This is a genomic window from Shouchella xiaoxiensis (assembly GCF_016907895.1).
GTDB lineage: Bacteria > Bacillota > Bacilli > Bacillales > Bacillaceae_D > Shouchella > Shouchella xiaoxiensis.
In genome coordinates this window covers 1-22,489 of record NZ_JAFBCV010000025.1, presented here as the reverse complement: position 1 = coordinate 22,489, position 22,489 = coordinate 1, and the positions used below count along the sequence as shown (strand labels likewise).

20 protein-coding genes are annotated in these 22,489 nt (G+C 39.0%); 14 read left to right on the top strand and 6 right to left on the bottom strand.

Annotated elements, in window-relative coordinates:
* Positions 1–11: 11 nt before the first annotated feature.
* Positions 12–956 (bottom strand): metallophosphoesterase, encoded by a 945-nt coding sequence (locus JOC54_RS21980; RefSeq protein ID WP_204469251.1) that lies wholly within the window; start codon positions 954–956, stop codon positions 12–14.
* A 124-nt stretch (positions 957–1,080) separates the two neighbouring features.
* Between JOC54_RS21980 and JOC54_RS21975 the strand changes: the two genes are divergently transcribed.
* The 6 genes from JOC54_RS21975 to JOC54_RS21950 all read left to right on the top strand — a co-directional run bounded on the left by JOC54_RS21975 (position 1,081) and on the right by JOC54_RS21950 (position 10,257).
* Positions 1,081–1,647 (top strand): thioredoxin family protein, encoded by a 567-nt coding sequence (locus tag JOC54_RS21975; protein ID WP_204469249.1) that lies wholly within the window; start codon positions 1,081–1,083, stop codon positions 1,645–1,647.
* 128 nt (positions 1,648–1,775) lie between these two features.
* Positions 1,776–2,735 (top strand): AAA family ATPase, encoded by a 960-nt coding sequence (locus JOC54_RS21970; protein ID WP_035421192.1) that lies wholly within the window; start codon positions 1,776–1,778, stop codon positions 2,733–2,735.
* Positions 2,735–3,913 (top strand): DUF58 domain-containing protein, encoded by a 1,179-nt coding sequence (locus JOC54_RS21965; RefSeq protein ID WP_204469247.1) that lies wholly within the window; start codon positions 2,735–2,737, stop codon positions 3,911–3,913. Before JOC54_RS21970 ends, JOC54_RS21965 begins: the two co-directional genes overlap by 1 nt.
* Complete coding sequence (locus JOC54_RS21960) at positions 3,906–6,131, top strand: transglutaminase TgpA family protein (RefSeq protein WP_204469245.1); 2,226 nt, start codon at positions 3,906–3,908, stop codon at positions 6,129–6,131. Before JOC54_RS21965 ends, JOC54_RS21960 begins: the two co-directional genes overlap by 8 nt.
* A 200-nt stretch (positions 6,132–6,331) precedes the next feature.
* A complete protein-coding gene (gene guaA / locus JOC54_RS21955) occupies positions 6,332–7,879 on the top strand; it encodes a glutamine-hydrolyzing GMP synthase (RefSeq protein WP_204469243.1) in 1,548 nt (515 codons plus the stop codon).
* A gap of 698 nt (positions 7,880–8,577) precedes the next feature.
* Entirely contained in the window at positions 8,578–10,257 is a 1,680-nt protein-coding gene (locus tag JOC54_RS21950; protein ID WP_204469240.1) for an alpha-keto acid decarboxylase family protein, read from the top strand.
* 40 nt (positions 10,258–10,297) lie between these two features.
* On the opposite strand, the gene JOC54_RS21945 is transcribed toward JOC54_RS21950, so the two are convergent.
* The 4 genes from JOC54_RS21945 to JOC54_RS21930 form a co-directional block, all read right to left on the bottom strand.
* Complete coding sequence (locus JOC54_RS21945) at positions 10,298–11,755, bottom strand: carbon starvation CstA family protein (RefSeq protein WP_204469238.1); 1,458 nt, start codon at positions 11,753–11,755, stop codon at positions 10,298–10,300.
* Between the two features lie 138 nt (positions 11,756–11,893).
* The gene (locus JOC54_RS21940; RefSeq protein WP_035421183.1) at positions 11,894–12,628 is read right to left on the bottom strand and encodes a LytR/AlgR family response regulator transcription factor; all 735 of its coding nucleotides are present in this window, start codon (positions 12,626–12,628) and stop codon (positions 11,894–11,896) included.
* Position 12,629: 1 nt separating this feature from the next.
* Positions 12,630–14,372 (bottom strand): sensor histidine kinase, encoded by a 1,743-nt coding sequence (locus tag JOC54_RS21935; protein WP_204469236.1) that lies wholly within the window; start codon positions 14,370–14,372, stop codon positions 12,630–12,632.
* A gap of 178 nt (positions 14,373–14,550) precedes the next feature.
* On the bottom strand, positions 14,551–14,802 hold the full coding sequence (locus JOC54_RS21930) for a YuzB family protein (protein ID WP_035421181.1): 252 nt from the start codon (positions 14,800–14,802) through the stop codon (positions 14,551–14,553).
* Positions 14,803–14,991: 189 nt separating this feature from the next.
* Here JOC54_RS21930 and JOC54_RS21925 point away from each other — a divergent pair, with 189 nt between their 5' ends.
* Together JOC54_RS21925 and JOC54_RS21920 are read left to right on the top strand one after the other, a co-directional pair.
* The gene (locus JOC54_RS21925; RefSeq protein WP_204469234.1) at positions 14,992–15,957 is read left to right on the top strand and encodes a Gfo/Idh/MocA family protein; all 966 of its coding nucleotides are present in this window, start codon (positions 14,992–14,994) and stop codon (positions 15,955–15,957) included.
* A 61-nt stretch (positions 15,958–16,018) separates the two neighbouring features.
* Positions 16,019–16,201: a CsbD family protein gene (locus JOC54_RS21920; protein ID WP_204469232.1), complete on the top strand. Its 183-nt coding sequence runs from the start codon at positions 16,019–16,021 to the stop codon at positions 16,199–16,201.
* A gap of 49 nt (positions 16,202–16,250) precedes the next feature.
* Here JOC54_RS21920 and JOC54_RS21915 read toward each other — a convergent pair whose 3' ends face one another.
* On the bottom strand, positions 16,251–16,577 hold the full coding sequence (locus JOC54_RS21915; protein WP_204469230.1) for an SCP2 sterol-binding domain-containing protein: 327 nt from the start codon (positions 16,575–16,577) through the stop codon (positions 16,251–16,253).
* 118 nt (positions 16,578–16,695) lie between these two features.
* Here JOC54_RS21915 and mgrA point away from each other — a divergent pair, with 118 nt between their 5' ends.
* From mgrA to JOC54_RS21885, 6 genes are all read left to right on the top strand, one after another.
* Positions 16,696–17,688, top strand: coding sequence for an L-glyceraldehyde 3-phosphate reductase (gene mgrA / locus JOC54_RS21910; protein WP_204469228.1), 993 nt, complete (start codon positions 16,696–16,698; stop codon positions 17,686–17,688).
* A gap of 83 nt (positions 17,689–17,771) precedes the next feature.
* A complete protein-coding gene (locus JOC54_RS21905; RefSeq protein WP_204469226.1) occupies positions 17,772–18,401 on the top strand; it encodes a D-Ala-D-Ala carboxypeptidase family metallohydrolase in 630 nt (209 codons plus the stop codon).
* Between the two features lie 87 nt (positions 18,402–18,488).
* Positions 18,489–19,589 (top strand): Gfo/Idh/MocA family protein, encoded by a 1,101-nt coding sequence (locus JOC54_RS21900; protein ID WP_035421884.1) that lies wholly within the window; start codon positions 18,489–18,491, stop codon positions 19,587–19,589.
* A 141-nt stretch (positions 19,590–19,730) separates the two neighbouring features.
* Positions 19,731–20,681: a ribose-phosphate diphosphokinase gene (locus JOC54_RS21895; RefSeq protein ID WP_204469223.1), complete on the top strand. Its 951-nt coding sequence runs from the start codon at positions 19,731–19,733 to the stop codon at positions 20,679–20,681.
* 23 nt (positions 20,682–20,704) lie between these two features.
* Positions 20,705–21,520 (top strand): sugar-phosphatase, encoded by an 816-nt coding sequence (yidA, locus tag JOC54_RS21890; RefSeq protein WP_204469220.1) that lies wholly within the window; start codon positions 20,705–20,707, stop codon positions 21,518–21,520.
* A gap of 106 nt (positions 21,521–21,626) precedes the next feature.
* Positions 21,627–22,289: a type 1 glutamine amidotransferase domain-containing protein gene (locus JOC54_RS21885; protein WP_035441131.1), complete on the top strand. Its 663-nt coding sequence runs from the start codon at positions 21,627–21,629 to the stop codon at positions 22,287–22,289.
* Positions 22,290–22,489 lie beyond the last annotated feature (200 nt).

The window sequence follows — 22,489 nt, the reverse complement described above, 5'->3', positions numbered from 1 at the left end:
TGGGCAGTCCCTTAGAACTTCATTGGAAAACTAAAGCTCATTGGTGCTTTATGAAAATCTTCATTTTCTAAAAGTGATTCATTTGTGTAAGGAGAATACGTACCAATCGTAACGGAACTTGTTGAAGGATTAAAAGTAAGGATCCGCATAAATCCGTTGCCCCCTTTTTGATACCCTTGGTAATCGGATAAAAGTTGTACAACCAAACGTTCATTAATGCCATCCCCATCGTCATCAAGACGATCAAATTTTTGGGCAGTACCGTGAAAATGACCACTTAGGACAAGCTGCACATTTGGAAAAGGTTTAACAAGACTTTCAAATAGTTCGTTGCCGTCACCTGAGCGCTTCCCGTCAACTTGAAGATAGCGATGAGTCGCTAGAATAGCTGTGTCGTTGGGATGAGATTCGAGTACTTCTTTTGCCCACGAGATGGTATCTTTGTTCCAGCCATAACCAATTTGAAGAATGATGAATTTATGTCCACCTATGGAGAGCGTGTCATAATGTGCTTCATTATCTTTGTAAGCCGCACCAAATGTTTTTTTTGACTTAAATCGCTCTACTCCAAAATAGTGACTAAACGTTTGATACTGAATGCGATCGTGACCAATATCATGATTTCCTGCTAAAACTCCATAAGGGATTTTTGCCAGGTCTAGTTTCTTCATCGCTAAGTCGGCTTGAATCCATTCAAATTCATTAGACATATGATCAACGATATCGCCTGTGTGCACAACATATTTCAAAGTAGCTTGATTGGCGTTATCAACAATCCATTGCGTCATTTTGTCATAAATGTAAGGGTAATGTAAGGAATAGTACTGCGTATCAGACATCCAGACAAACGAAAAAGGTTTATCACTCTTTGCATATGTATGGTTTGAGGGGTATGAAAAAAGCAACATTATACTGGTTAGAATAATACACCCTAACCTTACCACTTGTGAAACCATCAAATCACTCCTTTAGAATAGTGTTTCTAGAAAAGGGTAATTTATGATTCTAAAAACAGATTTTTATTGTTTTCTTATAAGTCATGGTACGATAGAAAAAAGTGGTCTAAGGAGTTGAACAGAAATGAATTTAACGGAGTGGTTTAACAAAGGTCTTACAGCCCAGGAATATATTTTAGGGATGAATGAAAACCAGGACAAGTTACTACAGATTTATCAACAATACGAGCCCAGCGAAGAAGCGACGATTCAAATGAATCCCATTATAAAAAAACACATGAAGGCAATTGTCTTAACCGAGGATTGGTGTGGCGATGCGATGGTAAACGTGCCGATCTTTTTAAAATTAGCTCAAGATTGCTTGATCGACGTCTCTTTTTTACATCGGGATCAACATTTAGAATTAATGGATCAATATTTAACAAATGGCAAAGCGCGCTCCATTCCAATTATTGTATTTTTAGACGCAGAAGGAACGGAACTTGGAAAATGGGGACCTCGTGCTCAAGAAATTGAAAAAGTCGTGTCCAACCTAAAAAGTGAGTTACCAGAACAAGGAACAGAAGAATATAAACACCTTTTTAAAGAACAGTTCATACCGAAAATGCACAAACTGTTCTTAGAGAAGGAAACATGGAAACAAATTGAATTAGACCTTATGGAAACAATGAAACGTCTAAAAGAGATATAGAAAAAAACGCGTTGTTCGGTTGAATAACGCGTTTTTTTGGGGGAAAAGAAGTTAACTAAGTGTAATGTCAAATTGGCGCATGAATGTTACAATATAGAAAAGAGATTAGTGTAAAGGGGATTTAGCAATTGCCAACAACAACTACAAGTAAAATAGATGAAATAATTAAAAATGTCGAACGAGTTATTATTGGGAAAAACGAAGAAATTAAATTAAGCTTAGTGGCTCTTCTTGCTGGTGGACATGTTTTACTTGAAGACGTACCTGGAGTCGGAAAAACAGTATTTGTTAAAGCGATGGCTAAGTCAATAGGGGGTTCATTTAAGCGAATTCAATTTACACCAGATTTACTGCCATCAGATGTTACTGGCGTATCAATCTACAATCAAAAAACACAGTTGTTTGAGTTTAGACCTGGACCGATCATGGCAAATGTCGTATTAGCTGATGAAATAAATCGAACGTCTCCTAAAACGCAATCAGCCCTCCTTGAAGCGCTAGAAGAAGGAAACGTGACGATTGACGGTGAGACAATAACAATTCACTCTCCTTTTTTTGTTATGGCAACTCAAAATCCAATCGAATATGCCGGAACTTTTCCACTTCCTGAAGCGCAGCTTGATCGATTTCTTGTGAAAATTCGCTTAGGATACCCTACTCTTGACGAGGAATTGGAGCTCTTAAATCGAGTTGAGCATGCCCATCCGATTGAAACTCTTTCAAATGTAATAACATTAGAAGAATTAATTGAACTTCAAAGAGAAACGAGAAATGTATTTATTGATCAACCTGTAAAAACGTACTTGCTAAATATAATCCATGCCACACGCTTGAGTAGAGAAATTGAACTTGGTGCAAGCCCACGGGCTTCAATTGCTTTAATGAGAACAAGTCAAGCATATGCGCTCGTAATGGGGAGAGCATTTGTTACTCCAGACGATGTAAAGAAAGTTGCCCCCTATGTTCTTAGTCACCGGATTCGCTTAAAAAACGATGTACTTATGAAAGAAAAGAAGGTTGAAGATGTATTATTAGAAGTGATCAAGCATATTCGCGTACCCGTAGACCGCAAAAGGCAAGTAACCTAATGAATAAAAAGTCACTTAAAACGATTGGTATACTGCTTTTTAAATGGGTGCTTACCATTCTCATTTTTTCTGGCAGTTTTGTTTACGCCATGTTTCAGGGAGGCTTTGTAAGCTGGTTTTTATTTTATGGTCTTGCACTTGTTTTTTTAAGCTCCTGTTTTATTCCTTTGCTATCTGTATTAGGGTTAAGGGCTGAGCGGACATTGTCTTCAACGGAAGTAGAGGCGGGAGATACAATTGAAGTAGTAATTAAACTTTCAAAACCTCGGCTAATCCCGTTTTTTTACTATGAGTTAATTGATTATGTACCGAACTCCATTCTAACTGAAAAAAGCAGCGCGATGATTTTCTTCTCATTTGATAAAGAAATAGCCTTTACATATCAAGCGAAACCCTCTAAAAGGGGGGTCTATGCGTTTGATCAAACGGTTATTTATGCAAATGATTTATTCGGATTATTTTGGGTTAAGCGCACTGTCAATGTTTCGACGAATCTCCTTGTTTATCCGCCGTATCATTTTATTGAGAATACGGAGAATTTGTATGCATTTTCTAAATTAGCAAAACGCTTAAATAAAGGGAACGATGACCATTCTATATCAGGGACGCGTCAATATGCCCCAGGCGATCGACTAACGAGGATTGACTGGAAACGTTCAGCAAATCTTAATGGGTTATTAACAAAAGAATTTGAAACAGAAGAAAATGATGAGCTGTCTGTTATTCATTTTACACCCGCTAACCGTTCAAATCACATGGACCACTGGTATGAAAAAAGTGTGGAAGACGTAGCATCATTATGTGCGACGTTAATTCAAAAGAAAGCGCAGTTAAGCCTTTATGTATATAACAATAAGTGGACACATGTTCATGTAGATGAACATTCTTGGATGCGCGCATTAAGGGTATTTGCATTAGCCCAACCAGTTGGAAATAAACAAGATCAACTACCGATTGTTCAAGAGGAGAATAAAGGAGTTTTTATCGTTGTAACCGCATATGTAACTGAGCAGTATTTAGATTTGTTAAAGCATTTTGTACAGCGGAAAATGGATGTGTATGCAGTTGTAGCAAGAGATCTTTCTACAGATGAGTTAAAAGAATTAAGACAGCTAGGCGTAACATATTTTGGGCAGATTCAAAGTAACTCTGATAGGGGGTATTCGAACCATGCATAAAAAAAATCGATTTTTTCGCGATCTTTTGTTATACATGTTTGGATTTCTTTTATTATTAGAGTGGCTTTATCCAGTTCCTCATTTAACGTATAGCCACGGTGTAACGACATTTGTTGTCGGAACCATCTTGTTCTTTGTCATTACTTTTCTTCGTCTGCCGCTTGTCGTTTCTCTTTTACTAAGAGGAACTGTGGTTCTTGCTTGTTTGTTTTGGTTGTTTCCATCAGCCAGCAATCAAGATAGTTGGTTCACTTTTTTTATTGATGATTTCCTTTACAACACTTTTTTATTGTCATCTGGAGATGTGGTTGGATTAACAGATATGTATCGAACGATGCTGTTCTTCTTACTTTTATCTATTTTAAGTTACTTGTTATACTACTGGATTGTACATGCTAGAAGGATCTTGGTCTTTCTGCTTATGAGTATTATTTACATAAGCACAATTGATACGTTTAGTGAGTATGACGGTAGTTGGTCGATCATCAGACTATTTACGATTGGCTTATTTTTATTTGTTACGCTGCATTTGATTAGAAAAGGAGAAAGAGACGGCTCAAAAGCAGTTTATTCTTTTGGAGCATTAAGTCGAATAGGGGCTTTTATTGGTGTTTTTATTATGGTTGCAGCTTCAATAAGCTACGCCATGCCAAAACCTGAACCACAGTGGCCAGACCCATTGCCTTATATACAATCTGCGTTTGGTTTTGCATCAGGAGGAGCTGGCTCTCCTGTGCAGCGGATTGGCTATAGCGACGATGATCGGGTTCTTGGTGGTGGCTTTATAAATGATGATACACCTGTTTTTATTGCGACTGTCCAAGAAGGTCATTATTGGAAAGGTGAAACAAAAGATGTGTATACGGGATCGGGCTGGGAGCTTTCGGACCTAGATAACAGATCTGAAAGAAGCATTTCTCCCGCCGAATCAATCAACACAGAACGCTTAGATCAATTCGTAGAAGTTGAAGAGCAAGAAGCGAATGTACAGTTTTATAGCGAGGGAGAACAACAGTTTAATCATTTGTTTTATCCTGAGGTGCTAATCTCAGAAGAAGTATACATTGCGCACGAGCAACAATCAAAACCAATTCAAATTGATCCGTTGTCTAGCTTGGTCACAATGGTAGATGAGAGTATTCCACCTAATGACTATACGCTTACTTTTCAGGATCAAACTTTTATGGTAGAAGGCTTGCGGTCAATTGGACTACCTAATTATTCAGAAGCTAATTTTGCTGATGTTCAGCCCTATCTCCAGTTACCAGACAGCTTGCCAGGTAGGGTTCAAGAACTAGCACAAGAACTTACTGATGCAGATGAGAGCCAATATGAGAAAGCACAAACTATTGAGCGCTTCCTAAGTGGTCCTACATTCGAATATGAGACGGAGGATGTTCCCGTTCCAGCAGTAAACGAAGATTATGTTGATCAATTTTTGTTTGAAACATTAAGAGGCTATTGCGATAACTTTTCAACAGCAATGGTCGTTATGCTTCGTTCTCTTGACATACCTGCGAGGTGGGTGAAGGGGTTTACAGAAGGAGAGCTTCAAGGTCAAAGTCAGGAACGAGACGATTATAATGAATATGTCGTCACCAACAACAATGCTCATTCATGGGTTGAGGTTTATTTCCCTGAAGCTGGTTGGGTCCCTTTTGAACCGACTCCAAGTTTTTCAGGATTTACGTTTCAGCAACCAGAAATAGAAACGGATGATACATCAGCTGACGATGTACTAGAAATGGAAGATACGGAAGAGCTTATTGAAGAATCTCCTGAAGAACCTGAGGCAGATGAGGAAGCAGCTGTTTCTGGAGAGGGTGGAGCGGATCAAGACCAAGGTACAGCTGAATTTGCGACTTTGATTGTGATTTTGAGCATGACTGGATTTTTCCTGGTGGCTTTCTTATTTAGAAGACCAATAGCAAGAGGGTATTTACTGCGCAAGCAGAACGCTACAAATGATACAGATGAGAAATATGCACGATCGTATGAGCAGCTCCTATGGGTTTTACATTTGCATGGGTTTAAACGTTCACAAACTCAAACGCTGAAAGAGTATGCACGCTACGTTGATTTAGAACTAAATAGTACGGATATGGTACAACTGACAGAGACGTACGAATCGTTTATATACAGTGATAGTAATCCTACTTTTGATCGAAAACGATTCAATGAAAATTGGAAAAATATCCTCACAGAAATCAAATCTTGACCGTGCTAAGTATAGCTTGTTATGATTGATTTTGTATAAGCTGTATAAAAACAAGTGTTTTATAAAAAGATGATAAAAAGCAACCACTATATGGGGCTGCAAAGGCAATGGAGTTTATGCATTGTTCTTGTAGCCGTTTTATTTGTGCATAGCAACAATGTACTACGCTAGATAGAATTATTTTGTAAAGGGTGAAAGTGATGGAATTTACAAATCATGAGACGATTGTCGTATTAGATTTTGGAGGGCAATACAATCAATTGATTACGCGTCGTATCAGGGATTTAGGTGTTTATAGTGAGCTGCACTCTCATAAGATTACAGCTGAGGAAATCAAACAAATAAACCCTATTGGTATCATATTCTCAGGTGGACCAAACAGCGCTTACGTTGAAGGAGCTCCTTCTTGTGATCCAGCTATATATGATTTAAATATCCCTATTTTAGGCATTTGTTATGGTGTTCAATTAATGACGCATCACTTTGGTGGTAAAGTAGAAAAAGCGTCTCACCGTGAATATGGTAAGGCTGTTTTACATGTTGAAAACCAATCAGATTTGTTTAAAGGTTTACCGATAGAACAAACGGTATGGATGAGTCATGGTGATAAAATTATTTCACCACCTGAAGGATTTACAGTAGATGGTTCAAATCCTGCATGTCCTGTAGCGGCAATGAGTGATGAATCAAGAAAGTTATATGGTGTTCAATTTCATCCAGAAGTTCGTCATTCAGAATTTGGTAATGATCTATTGAAAAACTTTGCTTTTACAATTTGTGGAGCAAAAGGCGAATGGTCGATGGAGAACTTCATTGAAGAAGAAATTAAGAAAATTCGCGAGCAAGTGGGAGATCGCCACGTTTTATGTGCGTTGAGCGGTGGAGTGGATTCGTCTGTAGTAGCAGTCTTAATTCACAAAGCTATTGGAGATCAGCTCACATGTATGTTCATTGATCATGGTTTATTGCGTAAAGACGAAGCTGAGAGCGTGATGGAAACGTTTAGTGAAGGGTTTAATATGAATGTTGTTAAAATCGACGCAGCTGATCGTTTTCTTGGTAAATTAAAAGGTGTAACGGACCCTGAACAAAAGCGTAAAATTATTGGGAATGAATTTATCTATGTGTTTGATGAAGAAGCAGCAAAACTAAAAGATAAAAAAATGGACTTCCTAGCTCAAGGAACGCTTTATACAGATATTATTGAATCTGGTACTGACACGGCACAGACAATTAAATCTCACCACAACGTGGGCGGATTACCTGAAGATATGAGATTTGAATTAATTGAGCCTTTAAATGCTTTATTTAAGGACGAGGTACGAGCACTAGGTTCTGAACTAGGTATTGATGATGAAATCGTTTGGAGACAGCCTTTTCCTGGCCCTGGTTTAGGGATTCGAGTTCTTGGTGAAATTACGGATGAGAAGCTAACGATTGTTCGAGAGTCGGATGCGATTTTGCGTGAAGAAATTAAGAAAGCTGGTCTTGAGCGAGAAATCTGGCAATACTTTACGGCTCTACCAAACATGCGAAGCGTTGGCGTTATGGGAGATGCGCGTACGTATGATTACACGGTTGGAATTCGTGCAGTAACGTCTATTGACGGAATGACTTCCGACTGGGCTCGTATTCCTTGGGACGTGCTAGAAATCATTTCTACTCGAATCGTAAATGAAGTCGATCACGTCAATCGTATTGTCTATGATGTAACGAGTAAGCCACCTTCCACAATCGAGTGGGAATAACGAAAAACCCAATCTCTTCTTATGAAGAGATTGGGTTTTTTTGTGAAATGAAGTGTGTAGCCTTGTTAGAGGGGGCAAGGTACACATTTTGTTGAGGGAGGTTTGTTAATATAGGGAATTAACGAATGCAATTACAGGCTATATTAACGAGAGGAATACGTTGTAGTAGTACTTAATTCATGCATCAATTACCTGTTTAAACAATTAGACGTATCATTATTAAGTGATCCAAACATACAACAATATTGTCTAGCTCAAACAATTTAAATCTATAGAACACCCCCTTTAAGTAGTTGTAGTTCAACTTATGTAGAAAAAGTGTTTCATTAAAGTAAGGAAAAATGAGTAATAAGTTTTGGTTTGCTAATGAATGATTGTCAGTGGACTGTGATAAAATAACTATCTTTATTTAGCTGATAATGTGAGGGAACTGATCATTATGTGAAGCGTAGATTTTTCTTTTGCAAATAGTTAATTCTGCATGCTCTCGACCATTTCCTTCAACAAAATTCTTTTTTATTCTTTTTGATTCGAGTGATCGATAACGCAGTTGGTTGATTTCATTATTTAGGAAAAGTTGGAATTTTAGTAGTCTTTTTTAAGGTTGGACTATCTTTTTCGTGTTGTTTCGTTAGTTTGAACGAGAACGAGGGTATACCATCATTAAGAATGCTAATGAAGCTAGGAGGCTACTATTGATGATTCAAACGACAGAAAACAAAGAAGAGAAAGCAATTCAAACTGTAGGATCGTTTCTTTATACTTGTTTGAAGAATGAGGGCTTAACCGATATTTTTGGTGTCCCAGGAGATTATAACTTTGCATTACTAGACTTATTGGAAGCGGATGACCAGTTAACCTTCATTAATGCGAGAAATGAATTAAACGCTGGGTATGCTGCAGATGGATATGCGCGCTTGAAGGGATTATCCGCACTGATCACAACGTTTGGTGTCGGCGAATTGAGTACAGCGAATGCGATAGCAGGAGCGAATTGTGAAAATATCCCGATTATCCATATAGTAGGAGCACCTGATAGTCATAAACAAGAGAACCAGGAGCTAGTTCATCATACGCTTATGAATGGTGATTTCTATGTTTTTAAAAGAATGTTTGAGGAGATATCGGCGTATAGTGCAGTATTAACGCCAGAGAACGCGGCAATTGAAATACCTAAAGCGATTCAAATAGCAAAGGAAAAGAAAAAGCCCGTTTATTTGATGGTGGCTGATGACCTGGTCACAGAAAGAATAGTTGAGCGAGAAACGAAATTCGATATTCTTCAAGAAGATAAGCAAAGTTTTGATGATGCAATGAACCATGTTAAGGAGCGAATTCAAACAAGTTCAAGTACAGTTCTACTAGCAGATACAAAGTCAAAAAGTTTTCAATTGGAAAAAATAATGGAGGGTTTAGCTGAAGCGTTGCACATACCAGTAGCCTGCATGATGTATGGGAAGGGAGCTTTTGATGAAAGCCATTCACATTACATTGGAATTTATGCTGGAGATTTTGGTGAAGAATCCGTTAAAGCTGTTGTTGAGCAAGCAGACTGCGTTATCGCAGTTGGTTTAGTTTGGGCTGATACAAATACCGCTAATTTTACGGCAACTATTGAACAGAATAGGTTGATTGACGTTCAGCCTTACTCTGTTAAAATAGGCACAGCTCAATACAATAATATAAAGGCTATCCGATTCTTAGAGGAGTTAAGCCATTCTGGATTAAGACAAATGAAGGAGATTCCTGATACTGTATTTCCATATGATAACGGCACAGTTGAGGAAAAGGACACGGCTTTATCTGCTTCAAATTACTATCCAATCATTCAAGACTTCATTAAAGCGCGAGACGTTGTGATAACAGAAACAGGAACATTCTTTTATGGCTTATCGCAAGCAAGAATGAAGAAGGAGGTTAGTTATATTAAGCAAGGTGGCTGGCAATCAATCGGATTTGCGACAGCAGCAACATTTGGGGCCTGTATTGCCGAACCAGATCGACGCGTTTTGCTATTTACTGGAGATGGATCATTACAGCTCACAGCGCAAGAGATTAGTTCGATGCTTAGCCATGGCTGTAAGCCAATTCTTTTTGTACTAAACAACAAGGGTTATACAATTGAAAAATTCTTAAATACAGAAACGAAAAATCAAGCGTATAATAACATACCTGATTGGTCCTATAGTCAATTACCCAATGCTTTTGGAGGAGAGGCCTATTCGACCGTTGTTAGCACAGTGGGTGAATTCAAAGAAGCTCTCAAGCAAGCTGAAATTGAATCAAAAGATAAGCTATGCTTAATTGAGATGAAGATTGATGATCCAATGGATGGACCGGATTATGTGAAGCAAATTAGAGCTCATAAAAAGCAGTAGGCCATAAAAAAGAAGCTTCTCTAATGAGAAGCTTCTTTAATTAAGCGATGTTTTTGTTTTCCCAGTTCGATATGTCTTCCTCAAGCGGGTGGTTATTTGCTCTGCGTTTTTTAGCAGCTTTAAAGAATAAGAACGTTAATAAGATCGTGAAGACAATACCGATAATAACAGACGTTTGCATTGGCAGTCCAAACCCTATAGGTGCGTTCATTATATAGGTTGCCGCCGTGACACTCATGAACCATGCAGGCACAATGGCAATCCAGTAATTGCGACGAGCAATGAATAAGAACATAGCTCCAATCCATAGGGCAATGACGGCAGTTGATTGGTTCGCCCAGTTAAAATATTGCCATAACATCGTAAAATCAACAGTTGTTAAAATAATCGAGATAATGAAGAGTGGTGCAGCAACCCAAATTCGATTCATAATTTTAACCTGTGGAATTTTGATGTAATCAGCAATAATCATGCGTGCACTTCTAAAAGCTGTGTCACCAGACGTGATCGGAAGAATAATAACTCCTAGAATTGCAAGTGTACCGATAATCGGTCCTAGCATCATCGTAGAGATCTCGGACACAATTCCACCTGTTCCAATCGTTGTAATTAATTCATTTAACGTAACAGGACCATCGAATAAACTCATTGCAGCGGCAGCCCAAATCATCGCGATCATACCTTCAGCAATCATCATGCCGTAAAAAATTCGTCTTCCTTGACCTTCTTTTTGCGTTGTACGAGAAATAATCGGTGATTGAGTAGCATGGAACCCTGATAAAGCACCACAAGAAATGGTTAGGAATAACAGCGGGAAGATTGCCGCGCCACCAGGGTGTGTATTTGTTAATGATAATTCAGGAATAGGAGCCTGGTTCCAAATTAAGGCTGCCCCAATACCGACTGTACTAAAGAGAAGTAATGCACCGATATATGGATAGACATTTCCAATAATCTTATTAATAGGAAGAATGGTTGCTAATAAAAAGTAAATAAAGATAAGGATAACAAAGATAAGAACAGGTACTGATCCATTTGTTAAATCGTAAAGTAAATCTGCAGGAGAAGCTACAAATACAGTTCCTACTAACAGTAGTAATAAGATTGAGAAAGCATTTACAACATGCTTCATTGCTTTTCCTAGAAAACGTCCAGCAAGTTCTGGTAAGTGAGCTCCACCATTTCGAATGGAAATCATTCCTGTTAAGTAATCATGCACAGCTCCGGCAAAAATACAGCCAATGACGATCCAGATAAAAGCGACTGGTCCGTACAGCGCACCCATAATCGGTCCGAAGATCGGTCCAACCCCAGCGATACTAATTAATTGTATTAATGAATTCTTGTTTTTGCCCATTGGCAAATAATCGACTCCGTCTTGCTTTGTATAAGCAGGAGTTGTCCGCTCTTCTTTTGGTTGAAAGACTTTTTCAACGAATTTTCCATACGTAAAATAACCTAAGAGTAAGAGCAAAAGTGCTCCGATAAATGTATACATATAAGTTCCCCCTCGCACCTAGTGAATGCGTTTTCATATCTAGAGTGTATAAGGAATAGCAACCACTGTGCTTGTTTTTGTCGTAACATGTCGAAAATGAGGCGTGAAAGGTCAAAAAAAAGAGCCAAGATGCTGGCTCTATAATTCGATTTTTGCTCGTAGTGGTTTAACATAGTTACGACTTACGGGAATTTGTTCAGGAATTCCTTTTAAGCTGAGCTGATAAGCTCCATTAAACCATGCATTCATTTCTGATATATACGTTGTATTTACTAAATAACTTTTGTGAACTCGAAAAAACGAATAGGACATTAAACGAGCCTCGAGTTCTTTTAAGGGTAGCTTGATTTCATAGGACCCTGTTTCAGAAATTACCTTTGTATTTTTTTCATCTCGGTAGACGTAAGCAATTGTTTCTGGATCTAAAAAATGAATGGTGTCATCTTTTTCAACAGCTAATTTTGCTGTTGTGTTTAACTCTTTTTTTTGTGATGTGAGCATAAGTGATTCCTCAACGTGCGAAATGGTTTCGGCTAAATGCGTTTCATCAATCGGCTTAATTAAGTATCCTTTTGCTTGAAGTTGAAACGCTTCCACAGCAAACTGAGGATAAGCTGTAGCAAAAATAATGTAAGGTGGGTTTTTCATTTGCTTTACAATTGAAGCAACATGCGTACCGTTCATTTCGGGCATTTCGATATCTAAGAATAACAGGTCTGGTTGAAGCTCTAAAATTTTTGCTGTTGCTTCTTGTCCAGACTGAGCTTCGCCAATCACTTGAATACGTGGGAAAAAACGTAGTAAGTACAGCAATTCTTCTCTGCTGTACTTTTCGTCATCAGCAACAAGTGTGCGAATCGGTTTGTTCTTCATGTTAAATCACTCCGCTTTTAGGAATTTGAAACTGCACGGTTGTCCCTTTGTTTGGTTCAGACTGGAAATTTAATGATGCCTGCTGTCCAAAGACCATCTGTAGCCGCTTATTGCTATTAAAAAGTCCAATTCCTGTACCAGTGTTAGTTTTAAACGACTCAATTCCGGCTTTATCTATTTTAGAGGGATCAAAACCAGAACCGTTATCATGCACGGACAGATAAATGTGATTCCCCATCTCTTTTACGACAATTGTTAATAAACAGTTCTCCCGCTTATTTTGAAACCCATGCTTCATTGCGTTTTCTACCAGCGGTTGCAATGTCAGTGGTGGAATTGAATAATGTAAACAAGACTCATCGACTTCATAGCGAACAGTCAATCGATCTTCAAACCGTATTTCTTCAATCGACAAATAGGCTTTAATATGGTTCATCTCTTCAGCTAATGGGTGAAGTTTTACAGTTGTGGCAGAGACGTTTTGACGTAAAAATTGGGACAATGAATGAAGCATAGTTCTTGCTTTTGATGGTTCAATCCGAATTAAAGAGATTACCGTGTTTAATGTGTTAAAAAGGAAGTGAGGACTAATTTGAGCTTGTAGTGCATTTACTTCTGCATCCTTTGCTAATTGATACGAGCGATCAGCTTCTGCTAGTTCTAGTTGACTGCTTAACAAGCTGGTAAGTCCAGAGAGCATTTCTGTTTCTAATGATGTTATTTCTTTCTTAGAATTAAAGTAGAATTTTAGTGTGCCCACAACCTTTGATCGAATAATAAGTGGCGCAATAACTGTAGCACCTAGTGGGCAATTTGGTTCTTTACAGTGAATCTCATCGTCACCAGCGATCACCATTTTCTTCTGGGCCATCACTTCTGAAGTCAAACGAGTTTGGATCGGCATATGTGCTTTATGATGGTCGGAGCCCACGCCAATATGCGACAGGATGGTGTGGCGGTTCGTCATTGCAATTGCCCGGGCATTTAATTCCCGATATAAGATTTGACATACTTCTTCAGCAGATTGACTAGTTAATCCATGTTTAAAATGAACAAGTGTCTGTTCTGCAATTCTGAGGCTTTTTTGTGCTTGAAGCGCGCCTGCTTTTTGTTCTTCTTTCGTCACGCTTTGAATAATGAGCAAAAACAAAGAACAACCAATCCCATTAGCAATGATCATGGGCAGCCCAATTGTATTTACTAGCGCTACTGCTTCAGCTGTGGGGCTCGCGAGTAAAGCGATCAAACCCATCTGCATGGTTTCAGCAAGAGCTCCAAGTAGAAAGATATGCATCGGCTGATTACTAACATGAGGGTTTTTCTTTCGATAATATGCGGCAAATACGCCAGCAAAAATCGTGGCAATGCCACATGAAAATGCTGTAAACCCCCCAAGTAACATTCGATGAACTCCAGCGATTAATCCAGCACCTAAGCCCACTTTATAGCCCCCGAATAAACCAGCAAGTACAACACCGATTACACGGAAATTAGCAATGGCAGCGTCTTCAGGAATTCCAAAGGTTATTCGTTGTAGAATAAGTGATTCAGGGTGAAAGGTTACTCCTGAATACGTTCCAATAATTCCAAAGAAACCAAAGAATAACACAGCGGTCCCTTTGTGTTTTCTCGTTAAATGGTTTGAAGAGACCATGTTTCGAAAAAAACGGAGGCGGGTCGCAATAAAGGCGAGCATAACAATAAGCCCGAGTCGTTCGAGCATTAATAATAAGAGTTCAAACATGGTTTTCCACCTTTTTATCTATACACTTGTCTTATCTTGCCTCAGTTGAGTAAATGTTAGCATAAAATACAGAAAGGATTAAAAGGGTTCCATAGCTGAGTAGAGAGAAGAAAAAACGTTCGAGGAAATGGCATCCATCTTGTAACTATGTTAAGACGTTTAAACGTTAACAACTTCCTTAATCTAATTTATACAAAGCGAGCTCAAGGTCAATGCGATGCTTAATTTTTTCTAAACAAGCTTCAGGCGTTTCCGCAAAAATCTTTTTACCGTTTACCATTGCATAAGGACGAACTGCACACAATCCACAGCTTGATAGGCATTCGTTCATCATAACAGCGACTTCCGGATATTCATTCTCTAGAATGGATTCAACATCAATCTGATTAATTAAGCTACCGTCACAAATTTCTACAACAATAATCCCCATCGGTTCCCCCTTCTTTCTATGAGTTGTACGTACGTTAACAACTGCTAATAATGTAAGCAAGTCAATCGATTTTACTGGAAAGGAGAACGTATTGCAAGCGTTTGAGATTTAATACGAGTATGATTAATGAAAGAGGTTCTTTTTTGTAACAAAATGATAAAAAACGATTTAATATACGGGGAGGTAACCATGACTACACATAATTGGGGAATACTTGGGACAGGTACTATTGCATCAGAATTTGCAACAATGCTAAGGGAGAAAGACAGGACGATTTATAGTGTGGGTTCAAGAACGCAAGCAAAAGCAGATGATTTTGCAAATCAACATGGGGTTACATATGCGCACGGAAGTTATGATTCGTTTTTTCAAGATGAACAAATTGATATTGTTTATATTGCAACACCTCATTCAAACCATTATGAACTTATCGAAAGAAGTCTACAGCAGGGAAAGCATGTTCTGTGTGAAAAGGCAATTACGGTTAATGGAGCTCAGTTAAAAAAACTTATGAAGATTGCTATTGAGAGAAGTCTTATTCTAATGGAAGCAATGACCATTTATCATATGCCGCTTTATAAGAAAATAAAAGATAAGCTTGTATCAGGTGAAATGGGCGCATTGAAAATGATTCATGTGACTTTTGGAAGCTATAAAGATGACGATGCGAACAATCGTTTCTTTAATCCCGAATTAGCAGGTGGAGCGCTTTTAGATATTGGTACATATGCACTGTCGTTCACGCGCTTTTTTCTTTCTAGCCAACCAACTGAAATTCAGACAATGGTTAAACCATTTCATACAGGTGTAGACGAACAATCAACCATCCTTTTAAGAAATGATCTAGATGAAATGGCGACCGTTTCGCTCGCATTTCGAGCAAAGATGCCCAAACGGGGCATGCTTATTTGTGAAAAGGGATTTATTCATATTGATGATTTTCCGAGAGCAGTAAAAGCAGTAGTAACAGTAACAAGTGGGGCAACAGAAACAATTGAAACAAGTGTAACAACTGACGCATTAAGATATGAAGCGGTAGCAATGGAACAAGCGATCCTTACTGGGAAGCCAGCTTATCTTCAACTCTCGAAAGATGTAATGGACTTAATGGATAGGATACGTCATGCATGGGGAATTTCTAGCTCTGTTGAATAAGGGGTTTAGAATCGATTAAAAACGTCTATAGTAAGCAGTAATAACAAAGGAGGCGTTTTTCATGAGTGATAATGGAACTGGAGATAAACTTAAAGGTGCAGGGAACAAAGCGAAGGGCGCAGTAAAAGATGCAGTAGGAAATGCGACAAACAATAGGAAAATGCAGGCAGATGGCAAGAAAGACAAGGTTAAAGGTGAAGCTCAGAACGTCAAAGGTGACGTTAAAAACAAAGCAAATGAATAAGAAATGAGCAAAAGCTCGCCACTAACCGAAAGGAAAGTGGTGAGCTTTTTTACGTATAATGCTTCACAATCTCGTGTAGCTTTAGTGCATGTTTAACTTCGCCATCAATTTTTAATTGACCAGTCATATACGCAACTGTTGGATTCCAATCTCCTTCAAGTAATTTATGTAGATTGGCTTCACTCATCTTTAACGTACAAGCATCTTCATTAACAGCTGGATCCGTTTCAACAGTAACTTGACCATCTGAAAATTGAACCCCGTAGCGCGCTTCTGGCTTTAATTCAAACTGGTATTTTCTATTGAACCCAGATATTTTTTCGGGATCATTCGTCATTTTTTCTGCAAGTGCATCTAATTTTTCTCTTGTAGTCATGAACTCATCTCCTTAATAATGAATGGTTATTCATTTAGTATAACGGATAAGCATATCAGTGGAAAGAAAAAAATAAACCGCTTACAATAAAAGATACAACGTTTATGGAGGGGTTTGCATGGTTTATCAAGCGTCTGAAGTTCGTTATGAGCATATGCACTATCGTAAGACTGGAAATTCAGGAATTCAGCTACCGCTTATTTCTTTAGGACTATGGCATAATTTTGGGGCAGTTGATACGCGCGAGAATGGTAGAAATATGATTAGGCGAGCGTTTGATCTAGGAATTACGCATTTTGACTTAGCGAATAATTATGGTCCGCCACCTGGCTCAGCAGAGTTGTTCTTCGGTGAGATGTTGAAAACCGACTTAGCTCCATACAGAGATGAATTAATCATTTCAAGTAAGGCTGGCTTTAAAATGTGGGATGGACCATACGGAGACTGGGGATCAAAAAAATACCTTGTTTCGAGTTTGGATCAGAGTTTAAAACGAATGGGCCTTGATTATGTCGATATCTTTTATCATCATCGACCTGATCCAAATACGCCGATTGAAGAAACAATGCAAGCACTTGATTTGCTTGTTCGGCAAGGAAAAGCACTCTATATAGGCATATCTAATTACGATGCAAAAGAAACAGCAGAAGCGTTAAAAATTCTCGATGAATTAGGGACACCACTGCTGATTCATCAACCATCTTATTCGATGCTAAATCGGTGGATTGAAGATGGCTTACAAAAAGTCCTTGAAAAAAATGGTGTCGGTTCGATTGCTTTTGTGCCATTAGCTCAAGGACTGTTAACATCGAAATATCTTAATGGCGTTCCAGAAGGTTCTCGAGCAAGCAAAGAAACGAGTTTATCACGTGATTCAATTAATGAAGAGATGCTTTCTAAAATAACTCAATTAAATGAACTTGCTTCAGAACGAAACCAGTCGCTCGCGCAAATGAGTTTAGCGTGGGTTTTACGAGAAGGGAAAGTAACGTCTGCATTAATTGGAGCAAGCAAAGTTGAGCAAATTGAAGAAAACGTTAAAGCGTTAAACAATCTTGAATTTACAAACAAAGAAATTTCGAAAATTGATGCAATCCTTTCAAAAAAATAGAGCTCTCTTTGTTTTTTTGATCCTCATTCCTCTTTTAGAAGTAGCAGGCGCCTTGCTAATAATAAAAGGAATGAGGTTTTTTTATGGCTTATAATTGGACAAGAGTACTTCGTAGTGGGATGAGTGGCAATGATGTTCGTGAACTGCAAATACGAGTTGCTGGATATGCAGCAGCAACAGCAAGTCGAACGTTTATTGCTGTAGATGGTCAGTTTGGGGCTGGCACAGAAGGGGCGGTGCGGCGTTTTCAAGCAAGTTATGGTTTGACAGCAGATGGGATAGCTGGACAACAAACGCATACAGCTTTAAACAATTTAGAGGCTAGCAATGGCTCTACAAGTCATTTTAATTGGAGTGAGTTCCACTCAAAGGATGGTGCACAGTTCTCAAATGGTGCTCTGTCAGCCTCGCAGGTACAGGAAAATGTTCGACGTTTGATGTACAAGCTGGAAGCAATGCGCAGAAAGCTAGGGAATATTCCCTTATCAATTAATTCGGGCTTCCGCAGCCGTAATCACAATTCCAATGTAGGTGGAGCGAGTAATAGCATGCATCTATACGGTTCAGCGGCGGATGTAGCCTCATCAGCGACACCAACGCGAATGGCAGATGTTGCAAGAACATGTGGTTTCAGTGGGATTATTCGATACAATACATTTACACATGTGGATAGCCGAGCGGAAACAACTGGCGCAGGTTATTACTGGCCATAAGAAAGTGGGGGATTAAATTCCCCACTTTTATTTACGTAATTCTATGAAAGCGCTATACTATATGGGACATTTAGGAGGAGTGATAAAATGGAACCTGTTAAAGCTGGAATAGTTGGTTGTGGCAACATAAGTGATATTTATTTACAGATGAATGAACGTTTTGAGGCGATACAAATCATTGCATGTACAGACTTGAATTTTGCACAAGCAAGCAAGCAAGCGGAAAAATATAGAGGTGTGACTGCGCAAACGATGGATGATTTCTTTGCAAATGAACAAATCGAGATCGTTATTAATTTGACCATTCCGTCTGCCCACTACGTCGTACATAAACGAGCGCTTGAAGCGGGTAAACACTCTTATGGAGAAAAGCCGTTAGCCTTAACAATAGAAGAGGCAATCGAATTAAAAGAATTGGCGAAAGCTAAGAACGTCCTTCTTGGTGCGGCTCCAGACACCTTTCTTGGTGGTGGATTACAAACATGTAAGAAATTAATTGAAGATGGTTGGATAGGTCGTCCAGTTGCTGCAAACGGTTTTATGATGAGCCATGGGCCCGAAAGCTGGCATCCAAATCCAGAATTTTTTTATAAAGTAGGCGCAGGTCCATTATTTGACATGGGTCCTTATTATTTAACCGCGCTTATTTCTATATTAGGTCCAATTAGACGATTAACTTCTTCAACAGGAAAAGCATTTGAAGAACGTTTTGCGACTGGCCCTGCAAATTATGGAGAGAAAATAACAGTAGAAACGCCTACTCATTTATCAAGCGTTCTTGATTTTCACAACGGTGTCATAGCTACGCTAACGACAAGCTTTGATGTCTGGGGTTCTCAAACACCTAATTTAGAAATTCACGGCACAACAGGGTCGATACAATTACCTGATCCAAATACGTTTGGTGGACCCGTTTTCATTAAACGTCAAGGTGCAGAAGGATTTACCGAAGTACCTTTAATTTATGGCTTCCAGGAAAACAGTAGAGGTTTAGGTGTTCTAGATATGGCTCAAGCTATCTTAGAAAAAAGAGAGCCCCGCGCAAGCGGAGATTTAGCTTATCATGTGCTTGAAGCGATGCACGGTGTCTTGCGCTCATCAGAAGAAGGTACCCATTACAACATGGAAAGTACGTGTCAAAAGCCGGATGCGCTTCCGCTCACGATGACAGCTAAAGGATTTGCATAATCAAAAGGGGGGGGGTGTCACAACACACCCCTTTTCGTATTGAATGATTATTCTTACATCATGCAGTACTTTCTGCGTTTGAGCTCTATCTAAAAGTAAGCTAAACTAGTAAGGATGAATGAAAGTGCGGAGGAGATTAAAATGAGCTATCAAGTAAATGACAAATTTAAATTATTTACGGTTCAATCCAATCCGTCATTAACAAAGGAAGTTGCTTTGTTATTAGGCTGTGAAGTCGGAAAAAGTTCTGTTAAACGTTTCAGCGATGGAGAAGTTCAAATTCATATTGAAGAAAGTGTTCGAGGCGCAGATGTGTTTATTGTTCAATCTACTGGTCAGCCGGGGAATGAGCATGTAATGGAATTGCTGATCATGATTGATGCATTAAAGCGTGCTTCGGCAAAGTCGATTAATGTGGTAATTCCTTATTATGGATATGCAAGACAAGATCGGAAGGCGAGATCAAGAGAGCCGATTGCGGCAAAACTTATTGCGAATTTAATGGAGACTGCTGGTGCGAATCGGGTCGTAACCGTTGACTTACATGCGCCGCAAATTCAAGGTTTTTTTGACATACCCGTTGACCCGTTACAAGGGATACCTCTCTTGGCGAATTACTTTAAAAAGAAGAAACTAGTAGAACCAGTTGTTGTCGCACCTAACACTTCGGGACTTGGTCGAGCACGTAGGTTAGCAGAATATTTAAATGCACCTATTGCGTTTATTGATAAACGGCATCCAGAACCAGGCTTCCCACAATCTGTTCAAATTGTTGGTGAAGTGGCCGGTATGAATGCGATTATCATAGATGATTTAATTGACACAGGAGCAACCGTAACACTTGCTGCAAATGCTTTAGCTGATCACCAAGTTGCCAGTATTTTTGTTTGTTGCACACATCCTGTATTGACAGGACCTGCTATTGATCACTTAAAAATTGCACCAATTGAAGAGATTGTTGTAACAAATACAATTGAATTAAGCACTGAGAAGTATTTGGATAATATGACAGTCTTGTCAATAGGAGAGCTTCTAGCTGAGGCCATTTATCGCATTCATAAGGAACAATCCGTAAGTACGTTATTTAAATAAAGAGAGTAAATGGAGTGGACAGATTGTATAAACTAATTGCAATTGATATGGATGGTACGCTACTGAATGATCAACATGAAGTAACGGAAGGCGTCAAGGTGGCGTTAAAAGAAGCAAAAGCAGCAGGTGCAAAAATTGTACTTTGTACTGGCCGACCGCTTGGGGGCGTGACACGCTATTTAATTGATTTGGAATTAGATGGTGAGGATGATTATGTCATTGCCTACAATGGTGCAGTCGTGCAAAACAATGCGACGAAGGAATCGATTGTATCACTTACGCTTAGTTATCAAGACTTATCGGATTTAACGTCATTAGCTGAAAGCTTAGCGACACCGATGCATTTCTTCGATACGGAACGTTTGTACACAACGAATCAAGACATCAGTCCATACACGATTTACGAATCATTTGTAACGCAGGTTCCTCTTTCTTATCGTAAGCTAGAAGAGGTTGAAAAAGAAATCGCTTTACCTAAAATTATGTTTATTGACGAGCCAGATCGCTTAGCAAAAACAATAAACGCAATACCTGCTGATGTGAAAGATAAATATGAGATGGTTCAAAGTGCCCCGTTTTTCTTGGAAATTCTACATCCTGAAGCAAGTAAGGGTAACGCGGTAAAACACCTTGCAGAGAAATTGGGCATTAATCGCGAACAGGTTATGTGTATTGGTGATAACGGCAACGACCTTTCAATGATTAAATTTGCTGGCTGTGGGGTTGCGATGGCAAATGCGATACCTGAATTAAAAGCAAGTGCAGACGTTGAGACGAAATCAAACAATGAGGACGGAGTAGCACATGCCATTCGGACATATGTTTTAAATAAGGCATGATTGTGAACGGAAATCCCCTTGGAATTTTTCACCAGGGGATTTTTTTGTTTATTTATCTTTTTGACGGGGAAGACAAAGTTTAAGCATGAATAAAGGAGAGTTAATCATGAGTCAGAAGCATATATTAATGGTTGTCACAAACGGGGCAACAATGAACAATGATCATTTAGCCGGAATTTGGTTATCTGAGTTTACGGAGCCATATGAAGAATTTATTAATGCCGGATATCAAGTAACCGTGGCTAGTCCTAAAGGCGGCGAATCACCAATTGATCAAGCTAGCCTTGATGATGGGGCTATTCCAGAACAGTGGCATGAAATGGCGGAGTTACTTAAGCATACAATCCCGCTTGCTGAATTAAAATCTGTTGATTATGATGGGATTTTCATGCCTGGTGGTCACGGCGCAATGTTTGATCTGGCTGATAATGAGCAATTACAACAGCTATTGCGTGATTTTTACGTTGCCGATAAAAGCATTGGCTCGGTTTGTCACGGACCAGCAGCGTTAACGGGTGTGCTGCTAGAGAATGGAGAGTATCTCGTTTCTAATCGTAAACTAACTTCATTTACAAACACGGAAGAAGAAAGCGTTGAGCTAGTTAATCAAATGCCCTTCTTACTAGAAACACGCTTGCGAAAAGAAGGCGCTATTTTTCTTGCAAAAGATGATTGGCAGGAAAACGTCTACACCGACGGAAAGCTTGTTACTGGACAAAATCCACAGTCCTCTATAGAAACGGCAAAGCAATTTCTAAAAACAGTATAATTAATAGTCACGAGGAAAAGCGCGGAAGGGGTTTACCTAAACCTTCCGCGCTTTTTTGTCGTAAGAACTGTTAGTCAATGTTTCATTAAAAAACTGGAGGTTTTGTAGACTGACCTAGTCATTTGGGACAGTAATAAAACACCTACTTATTAAGCTGCCATATTACCGAACTCTATCGGTGTGTGGTAGCTTAATTTTTT